The sequence below is a fragment of the Nostoc sp. UHCC 0251 genome (assembly GCF_034932245.1).
Lineage (GTDB): Bacteria > Cyanobacteriota > Cyanobacteriia > Cyanobacteriales > Nostocaceae > Nostoc.
On record NZ_JAYGHD010000125.1, the window covers coordinates 1 to 10,842 of the forward strand.

General features: G+C 46.8%; 4 protein-coding genes. All 4 read left to right on the top strand.

Annotated elements, in window-relative coordinates; genetic code table 11:
* Positions 1 to 414: 414 nt before the first annotated feature.
* The 4 genes from VB740_RS14705 (at position 415) to VB740_RS14720 (ending at position 10,719) form a co-directional block, all read left to right on the top strand.
* Positions 415 to 5,661 carry a GAF domain-containing protein gene (locus VB740_RS14705; protein ID WP_323200727.1) on the top strand — a complete coding sequence of 1,749 codons (5,247 nt, stop codon included), beginning with the start codon at positions 415 to 417 and terminating at the stop codon, positions 5,659 to 5,661.
* Between the two features lie 183 nt (positions 5,662 to 5,844).
* Positions 5,845 to 8,973: a hybrid sensor histidine kinase/response regulator gene (locus VB740_RS14710; RefSeq protein ID WP_323200728.1), complete on the top strand. Its 3,129-nt coding sequence runs from the start codon at positions 5,845 to 5,847 to the stop codon at positions 8,971 to 8,973.
* Positions 8,974 to 9,016: 43 nt separating this feature from the next.
* The gene (locus VB740_RS14715) at positions 9,017 to 9,412 is read left to right on the top strand and encodes a four helix bundle protein (RefSeq protein WP_323200729.1); all 396 of its coding nucleotides are present in this window, start codon (positions 9,017 to 9,019) and stop codon (positions 9,410 to 9,412) included.
* 281 nt (positions 9,413 to 9,693) lie between these two features.
* Positions 9,694 to 10,719, top strand: coding sequence for a chemotaxis protein CheW (locus tag VB740_RS14720; protein ID WP_323200730.1), 1,026 nt, complete (start codon positions 9,694 to 9,696; stop codon positions 10,717 to 10,719).
* The last annotated feature ends 123 nt before the right edge of the window (positions 10,720 to 10,842 follow it).

Below are 10,842 nucleotides of genomic sequence, written 5' to 3' on the forward strand. Positions count from 1 at the left end.
GTCTGGGGAAAGGGGAAAGGGGAAAGGGTAAGGGATTTAAAACCTTTCCCCCTTCTCCCTTACCCTTTACCCCGCCAAGTTCACTTGGCGAACTACTAGACCTCTTGCAAAAATAGTTTTGCACTCTTGGGGGAAAGGGTTTTTTTATCAAGAAGGGGAAGGGGGAAGGGGGAAGGGGGAAAGGTAAAAACCTCGCCCTCGTGTGCGAAATAATCCTTGTATTATTGGGAGGTAAAAACCTCGCCCCGCACTTCATGCCGCTACGCTAACGTGGGCGACTTGTTCATTCCTTTTCCCTTTCCCCTTTAACCTTTAACCCTATTTCTTATCCCTTTACCCTTTTCCCGACTTCTGCAAGAAGTTTACTCTGCATTCTACTTATTAACTCCGACAACCTTCATAGCAAGAAAGATCATGGTAGCGCAACACAATCTTAGACCTAGCCAACCTCAGTCAAATTTCAGCAACGGTTATAAGGAAACCGATAACGGGCATACCGTTGATGTACCAGCAAAACAGCAAATCACCTCTGCTCTAGAAGAATTGCGAAATGAACTGGATCAAGCTGATTGGGTGGAAACAGGGCCGTTGCGAGAGAGAATCCGCAAGTTAAAAGAACTGCTAAGTGTGTTGCCATATCAAGACGGAGGAGATGGATTAGAGGTAGAGCAAGTACAAGCGATCGCTAGCAAAATCCGCCAATTCTCCGATCTAGATAGCTTGCTCACCACTGTTGTCATGGAGGTACAAAGCGCCCTGCAAGCCGATCGCGTGGTGCTGTATGAGTTTACGAATCCGACGCTGGGGATAGTTGTTGCGGAGGCGATGAGGGATGGCTTTACCCCAATGCTGAAGGAAAAACTGCCCGCCATCACTTTTGGGTTAGGTTCTGCCAAGGTTTATCAACAAGAAAAATTAGTCGCGATCGCAGATACTCATACTGCTAGCTTGTCTCCTTACCAAAAGCAGCTTGTGGATCGGTTTCAGGTAAGAGCTTCTTTGAGCTTGCCAATCTTAACAAAAGATGGGGTTTGGGGTTTGTTGGTAGTGCAGCAATGCGCTGCTACCCGCCAGTGGCAGAATGCTGAAATTCAGTTACTAAAATTAATCGAGCAGGAATTAGAAGCGCAACTGCAAGTTGCCGCAATCCAGGCTGCGTTGCAACAAGAAGTGGAAAAAGACCAAATCCTGGTCGGTGTAGCGAATAAAATTCTCCAGTCCAAAGATTTGGATACCATCTTTCGCGTTGCCACCCAAGAAGTGCGACAGTCACTAAAATGTGATCGCGTCGCAATTTATCGTTTCCAGCCAGATTGGAGTGGGGAATTTATTGCTGAATCTGTTGGATCTGAGTGGGTTTCTCTATTAGAAGAACAGCGAAACAATCCAGCAATTGTTAATAACGTTAACTATTGCAGTGTGAGGAACCTTGCAGACGAAGGCGGATTGGCTGGGACAACAGGGCGATCGCACAGTGCAGATAGCTACATTCAGCATACCCAAGGCAAAAATTTCCATCGCGGACAGATTTATCGAGTCACTAATGATATTTACAGTGCTGGTTTTTCTGACTGCTATATCAAAGTTTTAGAAGCTTATCAAGCCAAAGGATACATTATTGTTGCCATCTTCCAGGGAGAAAAGTTGTGGGGCTTGCTGGCTGCTTATCAAAATTCTCAGCCTCGTCAGTGGAAAGATAGTGAAGTTCGCCTAATGGTGCAGGTTGCAACTTTGTCTAGTATTACTATTCAACAGGTGCAATATCAGCAACAACTTTATCACCGCTCTGAGGAGTCAGCCAAACTTGTTGAACGAGAACGTACTGTTTTCGGCATCATTGAAAAGATTGGACAAGCAACGGATCTTCGCACCCTTTTCCGGATTACGACCCAAGAGTTGCGGCGATTTTTAAAATGCGATCGCGTTGTCGTTTATCAATTTCATCCAGACTGGAGTGGAGAAGTTATCGCTGAATCTGTGGCTGCTGGTTGGTCGTCACTGGTGGAGATGCAGGAACAAGACAGCATTTTAAAAACAGGTCTGATGTCTTCAGAGCGTTGCAATATTAAGGATTATGGCTCCCCTGTTAAACCTGATGCCGATACCTATCTCAAGGAAACGCAGGGTGGAGTGTACACCAAAGGAACGCGCTTCCGTAAAGTCAACGATATTTCTGCTGCTGGTTTTTCACCTTGCTATTTAGAAACTTTAGAGAAGTTCCAAGCCAAAGCATACATCATTGTTCCCATCTTCCGCGCTGGTAATCTTTGGGGTTTGTTAGCAGCCTATCAGAATTCTGATGTGCGGAAATGGACTGAGGAAGAGACCGGTGCTTTGTTGCAGATTAGCGAACCGTTGAGCATTGCCCTCCAGCAAGCTGAATATATCGAACAGCTACGGTTAAAAAATATCGAAATGACCCAAGTAGCTGAAGTAGAACACGCCATCGCCCGAATGACGGAGAGAATGCTTCATTCCCAACACCCAGAAACAATTTACCGCACTACCTTGGCAGAATTGCGGCAGTTGTTAAAATGCGATCGCCTAGCAATATATCGCTTCAACTCTGACTGGAGTGGTGAATTTATGGCTGAATCTGTAGGAACTGACTGGGTGTCTCTGGTTGGCCCCGATATCAAGACTGTATGGGAAGACGAACACCTACAGCAAACCCAAGGCGGACGCTATCGCAATAATGAAACTTTTGTCGTCAATGATATCTATACTGTTGGTCATGCCCAGTGCCACATCGACATACTTGAGCAGTTCCAGGTTAAAGCCTACACCATCGCCCCAATTTTTGCTGGAAACAAACTTTGGGGTTTGCTAGGAGCTTACCAAAATAGCGGCCCGCGCCAGTGGAATTCCGAGGAAGTGCGATTGCTGACCAAATTGGGCATTCAGTTGGGTTTAAGCGTGCAGCAAGCCGAGTACATTGAAGAACTGAAAACGAAGAATGCAGAGTTGGCGCGGGCAGCAGAAGAGGAACAAGTGCTGACAGGGATGGTGGAAAAAATCCGCCAAGCTCAAGAGGCAGATACAATTTTCCTGAATGTGCTGCCAAGTTTACGCAAACAACTACAGTGCGATCGCCTAGCAGTATTTCGCTTTCATCCCGACTGGAGTGTGGAGTTTGTTGCCGAATCCGTAAAAGATAAATGGTTGTCTTTAACTGATTCCGACATCAAAACGATTTGGATGGACGATCACTTACAAGAAACTCAGGGCGGACGCTATCGCAATCATGAAACCTTTGTTGTCAATGATATCTCCACTGCCGGTCACGTTCAGTGCTACGTAGAGATATTAGAAAAAATCCAGGCCAAGGCTTACGCGATCGCTCCGATCTTTATTGGAAACAAACTCTGGGGCTTTATCGGAGCATACCAAAATACTGGCCCTCGTGAGTGGAAATCTAAGGATGTGCAACTGTTGCGAAAATTAGCTGTGCAAATGGGTATAGGCTTGCAACAGGTTAAGTATATCGAACAGCTCAAGAAGAAGAATGCAGAGTTAGCCAGAACCGCAGAAGGGGAACGAGCATTAACACGGCTGTCAGAAAAAATTCGCCAAGTTCAAGAGCTAGATACAATTTTCCGCAATGCCCTACCAGAATTGCGATCGCATTTAGAATGCGATCGTCTAGCAGTGTATCGCTTCAATCCAGATTGGGGTGGGGAGTTTATTGCCGAATCTGTAAGTCGTGAATGGGTGGCTTTGGTTGGCCCCGATATCAGGACTATATGGGAAGACGAACACCTACAACAAACCCAAGGTGGACGCTATCGCAACAACGAGACGTTTGTGATTAATGACGTTTACACTGCTGGCCATGCCCAGTGCCACTTGAAAATTCTCGAGCAATTTCAGATTAGAGCCTATATCATCACCCCGATTATTGCCGGAAACAAGCTCTGGGGTTTGTTAGGAGCTTACCAAAATAGCGGGCCGCGGCAATGGCAAGAGAATGAAGTCAACTTGGTAGCGAAAATCGGCACGCAGTTTGGGGTTGCCGTCCAACAATCGCAATACTTACAACAAACCTTAACCAAGAATGAGGAACTGATCAAACTGGCAGAACGGGAAGTAGCAAACGCCCGATTTTCCTATCGCCTGCCAAGTCGGTTAACAGAGATGGCCCAAAGTCATGGTAATGTTCTGGAATTTATCCAGTTTGCCACCCACGAACTTCGTCAACTGCTGAAAGTAGATCGAGTTGGAGTTTATCGTTTTGAGCCTGATTGGTCTGGAGAATTTGTAGTTGAGTCTGTGACTGGGGATTGGCCTAAGCTGGTAGGAACTAGCCTTGCCAAAGTTAGAGATACCTATCTCCAGTACAACCAAGGAGGGCGTTATGTCCGCAAAGAAAGTTTGCGGGTTGACAATATATATAGTGTCGGTCATGACGAATGTCACATCCAATTGTTAGAGATGTGGGGAACTAAAGCCTACATGATTTCTCCGATTTTTCAAGAAAATCGGCTATGGGGGCTGATGGGAGTTTATCAAAATAGTGCATCGCGCCAGTGGGAGCAATCCGAGGAAGATGTTCTCAACCAAGCCAGCGTCCAGATTGGTATTGCCCTCAATCTTGCAGACTACCTAACACAGGTGCGTACTCAAGAGCAGCAACTAGCAGAAGCAGCAGAGCGCGAACGCACCGCCCGCGAAAAACTCCAACAAGGAGCAATCCGCGTTCTCATGGCTTTGGAACCATCCTTCAGAGGCGATCTTACCGTTCGAGCGCCCCTATCTGAAGATGAAATTGGGACGATCGCCGATGGTTACAATACTACGATCCAAAGTTTGCGAGATTTAGTGCGACAAGTGCAGATTGCTGCTGGCAGGGTGAGTGAAACTTCCAGCGATAACACAATCTCAGTAGTGAAACTATCTGACCAAGCTCAACAGCAGGCAGAACGGCTCGAACACGCTCTGGAACAATTACAAATGATGGTAACTTCCACCCAGATAGTCGCTGCTGATGCTCAAAAAGTCGGACAGGCGGTGCAAAGAGCTAATAACACCGTCCAAGCTGGTGATTCCCTGATGGAAAGAACCGTAGATGGCATTTTGGAGATTCGGGAAACCGTCTCCGAAACAGCGAAGAAGATTAAACGCCTCGGTGAAGCTTCTCAGAAAATCTCGAAAGTAGTGAGTCTGATTGAAAACTTTGCCACTCAAACTAATTTGCTGGCACTCAATGCTGCGATCGAGGCTACCCGTGCGGGAGAGTATGGCAAAGGCTTTGCGGTGGTTGCAGATGAAGTTCGTTCTCTGGCTTATCAGTCCGCTAGTGCCACCACAGAAATTGAGCGACTCGTGCAAGAAATTCAAGCTGGCACCAACGAAGTTACCGAAGCAATGGAAATAGGGATTAGCCAAGTTGTCCAAGGCTCGAACTTGATCGATGAGACTCGTCATTCCCTGAGTGCGATTGTAGTAGCTACCAACGAAATTGGTGGACTAGTACAAGGAATTACCCAAGCAGTTTCCCATCAAAGTCAGCAATCTCAGATGTTGACAGAGGCGATGATGGATGTTTCGGCGATCGCCCGCAAGACTTCAGAAAGTGCCATCCACATTTCCGAGTCTTTTGAGGAACTACGGATGACTTCACAACAACTGGAAACCAGCGTTAGCCAGTTCAAAGTTGACTAGCCTGTTCCGTGCGGGAACAGGGAGGGGAAAGGGAAAGGGGGAAAGGGAAAGGGGAAAAAAACCTTTAACCCTTACCCTTTAACCTTTTCCCCAAACCCAATTCTGAGTTCAAAATGCTTATCCTAACCGTATTGCCCCCCTGCCTTAACAGATAAATCTCCTTAACACCAAGCGTATTGTGTTATGAACCCCGATCCCAGTAATCAAGAGCAGGCTTTTCTTGCGGAAGCGGCAGAGTTGTTGCAAACCATTGAGCAGAATCTGATCGGTTTACTTGATGAAAAAACAATAGAAAAAGTTCATGCCTTGATGCGAAGCGCACATACTATCAAAGGGAGTGCTGCCAGTGTTGGGCAAGAAACTATTCAGACAATTGCCCATCATTTGGAAGATGTATTCCAAGCGTTATACGCTCCAGAACTGGAAATCGATCCAGAATTGGGTGCTTTGCTTCTAGATGCTTATGAGTGCCTGCGAACTCCATTGAGTGCAGCTTTGATGGGCTTATCCTGCAATGAGGCAGAAATACTCGATCGCACTGCCTCAATCTTTGCCCAACTTCAACATAAACTAGGCGACTTTTTTGGTCGTGAGGCTCCGCTTCCCAGTTCGGAAGAACTTGGCTTTGATGTCGTAGAGTCAATCTTTTCCGGGAGTGTACTCCAGGATTTGCAACAGATGGAAACTGACATTCAAAGCCAAAATCCGCAACAAATCCAAACAACACTCAACTCCCAAGCCGAATTTTTTGTCGAACTAGCAGCATCTTATGGCTTATCGGGATTAGAAGAAATTGCCCAGGCGACCCTAAACGCGCTCAAAGCACATCCAGACAAAGTATTGCAAATCGCTCAGGCGGCTTTAGAAAATTTTAAAGCAGCTCAAATAGCAGTACTTGCAGGCGATCGCACTCAAGGGGGAGAAATATCTCCACAATTGCGAGAATGGGCAGGGCTAATTACTCCTATCCCAGAACCGCAAGAGCAGCCAGTTGCGATCGCTGCCCAACCAACACAAACGACTACAACTGAGAATAAGCCATCCCCCCTCCTCAGTGCCAGCGAAGCGGAATCAATTTGGTCGTTTTTCCCGAAGCGAACTGATAACTCCCTACCGAAAACACCGGAGGTACTGGCACCTATTTCTCAGGATTCGGTAGTAGCCCCCTCTCCCATAGATCGGATTTTACAGTCAATCTGGATCGGAGATCCACAGACATCCTGCCGATACACAGACTCAGATCGGCCAGCTTCTCCACCACCAGCACCAAGCCTCCAGGCTCAGTCATCGGCATCACTTCCCAGTATCCGAGTCGCGATCGAACAGCTCGATCGCCTCAGCCATACAATTGGGGAATTGCTAATCAGCGAAAACCAACAAAACCTGCAATCTAACCACATCCACAAAGCAGCTCAAGACACTCTATTACAGTTTTTGTACTGTCAACAACAACTTAGTAAAGTTTTTACTTGGTCAGATCGACATCTGCTGCTTCCCGAACGCAAGCAGCGACATATACATGGATCTCCACGAGTTATCTCTGCTACCGAGGCACAATCCAATTTTGATGCCTTAGAAATGGATAACTATAGCGAGTTGCACATTCTCCTGCAAAATCTTACAGAAGACATGGTGCAATTAGGAGAACAGATTGAGGCTGTTAATGGCTTAGTTCAGCAATCTCGCTTCAGTCTCGGAAAGCGCAAGCAACTGCTTTCAGGAGCGCAAGAAGATTTGCTGCAAGCCAGAATGGTGCCACTGGGAACAGTGTTGAATCGATTACCCCGCCTCCTGCAACAGATGGTAGCAACTTATCATAAGCCTGTTGAACTCAAGCTTGGCGGTACGAAAGTACTGGTGGATAAAGCCATTTCTGAGCAGTTGTACGATCCCTTGCTGCACATGATTCGCAATGCCTTCGATCACGGCATTGAACCGGTAGAAACCCGCCGCCAGCAGGGTAAACCAGAAACCGGAACAATTACAATTAAAGCCTATCATCAAGGCAACCGCACTACTATTGAAGTACGGGATGATGGTCGAGGCTTTAACTGGGAATCCATTCGTCAGCGAGCTATAGAAAAACACCTGCTGACTCCCGAACAAGCCGCCTACGCCTCAGAAGACCAACTGGCAGAGTTATTATTTGAACCAGGCTTTTCTACCGCCAACCAGGTTGGTGAGTTATCTGGCCGTGGTATTGGCTTAGATGTGGTTCGCACTCAATTGCAAGCTTTACAAGGTTCGATTGTGGTGCGATCGCTTTCAGGGCAGGGAACCACCTTCATGCTGCAATTGCCCCTGAGCTTGACAACGGCACGCTTGCTCGTTTGTCAATCTCAAGGTATTACTTATGGCTTGCTGTCTGAAGGAGTTAGCCAGGTTTTATTACCGCAGCCAGAGCAGATTCAAGTCCAGCAATCTTTACACGGGCAAGGCAGCCAAAAATTTTGGCAGTGGGGAGAAGGGCAAAATCAGCAACTAGTTCCCATCCGCTCGCTTGCGAATTTGCTGGATTACAAATACCCTTTATTCACCCAAGACCACAATTTAAACCTAAGTCCTTTTCCAGTCAAACAACGGAACACCGTCGAACCTCTGTTGCTGTTGGAAACAGAGCATCAATACCTGTGTTTGCAAGTCGATCAGATTTTAGTCGAGCAGGAATTAGTAATTAAATCCCTCGGCAGAGTCTTGACTTTACCTAGTTACATCCAAGGCTACAGCGTGTTAGGCAATGGTAGTCTGACCCTAATCGTTGACCCGTTGGAGTTAGTTCGGCAAACTTGGGAGACAGATATGATGCCGACTTCCCCGACATCAAGTCTTGCAATATTGCCCGCGCCTGAGCCTGTTCTTGCTCTAGAGGCACAGCAATCCGCAACTATAACGCAACCGCAGCAACAGCCGATGGAAGTCAATACAGCCGTTGCTCAACCTAACCGACTGACAGTGTTAGTCGTGGAAGATTCGGTTGTCCAAAGGCAAAGTTTGGTGCAGACGCTCCAAAAAGCCGATTATCAAGTGTTGCAAGCAGGCGATGGTCGAGAGGCGATCGCTCAATTGGTGCAACACAGTGATGTCGATTTAGTGATTTGTGACATTGAAATGCCGCGTATGAATGGATTTGAGTTTTTAGAACACCATCGCCAAGACGAGCGTTTGTCCGGGATTCCTGTGGTGATGCTGACTACTCGTAGCGGACAAAAGCACCGCCAATTAGCTTTAGCTCTAGGGGCGAAAGCTTACATGACCAAACCCTATTCAGAACAGAGCTTTCTAGCCGCGATCGCTGAACTGGTTAATGGGTAAAGGGGAAAGGGGAAGGGGGAAAGGGTAAGGGGGAAGGGAAGGAATGGAAAGGAAAAAAATTGAAACTTTTGAGGATTTAAAAGTATGGCAAAAAGGTATTGACTTAGTTAAGCAAATATACTTAAGAACTAAGGAAGGTGAACTGAGTAAAGACTTTGGTTTAAGAGATCAGTTAAGACGTGCAACCGTATCAATACCTACAAATATTGCAGAAGGATTTGAACGATATTCTCGCAAAGAATACTTAAACTTTCTAAATATTGCTAAAGGGTCTGCCGGTGAAGTTCGCAGTCTTTTAAGAGTAGCGTTAGAAGTGGGCTATCTAGACCAACCAACTTATACACAACTTTCTAATCAAGCTATAGAGTTGAGCCGTATGCTATCTAATCAAATTCAATCTATAAATCAGTCAATGCCCTTCGGGCAGGGAAAAGGTTAAAGGGGAAAGGGGAAAGGGAACCCCCTAACTTTAGTTAGGGGCTTGAAGTAAGGATGCCTCAATTCTCGCGCAACAAAGCCGTCTGGAATTGAATCTTTTTCCCCTCCATAAATAAAATTTAGGGGCTTGCACCCTTTCCCCTTTACCCTTTCCCCTTTACCCCTTCCCCCTTTCCCCTTTACCCCTTCCCCCTTTCCCCTTTACCCTTTACCCTTTCCCCTTTACCCTTTCCCCTTTACCCTTTCCCCTTTACCCTTTCCCCTTTCCCCTTTACCCTTGCTATGCTCAACACTCCCTTTCCGTTTAAGCGATTATCTGGCGCTGTGAGCGAACGCGACTCACTGCGAGTCGTTGTTTTTGCGATCGCAGACTATTTATTTGCCCTGCCAGTTGGTGCAGTTCTCAAGGTGATGGCTTGTCCCCCTATTAGCAGTACGGTTGAAAGTGGTATCGGGATGGTTGATTTGGGGGCGCAAACCATTACGATTGTGGACTTGCGCCAGAAGTTCATTCAGCAAGTACAAGGCCAACAGGCGCATCAAGTTCCCTCTGCGGTTGACACTTCAGGACGCTTCTTACTTCTGACTCAAACGCGGACTGGGGAAATTTGTGGCATTCCTGTGGATAAGCCCCCTGCCTTAATCGATATTCCTTTAGAAGCAGTGCGTCCGGTGCCGTGGTCTTATCGGCAAGTGGCGGAGTTAAGCTGTGTTAGCCACATGGCTGTTTTGCCTGTAGCACCGAACGAGGAACCACTGAAAGTACTTCTTTTTGGTATGAGCCAGATATTGGCTGATAAGTTGGGGTTGCCCGGAACAACCCCAAGCTTGCCTCCTGGGCTAACATCAGGCGAACAACGGCAAAGATTTCTCCGTTTTTCCTTGGGGAATCAAGGAAGTGGATTGCTACCATTTGACTCAATACAGGACATTATTCATCTTGCTAGCCAAGAAATTTCCCCAGCCCCGGCCTTACCAAGTTGGATTTTAGGTTTCTATAATTGGCAAGGACAGATGCTGCGGCTGGTTGACTTGGAACATTTGCTTGGTTATGCGCCACTTTTGAAGCGGCAGTCACGACCAGAAAAGCCAATGGTTCTAGTTCTCGAACTGCAAAATCAGGTAATCGGGTTTTTGGTGGCTCATGTCTACGATGTAGAGTGGCAGGATTTACAGCAAGCACAATCAGCACCAACCGACCTTTCCCCAAACAAACTGCTAAATTTTGTTCGAGGTATTCTGCCAGGCGATCGCTGGATTTTAGACACCAGAGCGATCGCCCAGACATTGCAATGGCAAACCCACTGATAAGAGGCAGGGGGGCAGAGGCAATACTGCTCGGTTAAGCATTTTTAACTCGGCATTGGGTTTGGGGTAAAGGTTAAAGGGTAAAGGTTAAAGGTTTTTTCTTTCCCCTTTCCCCTTCCCCTT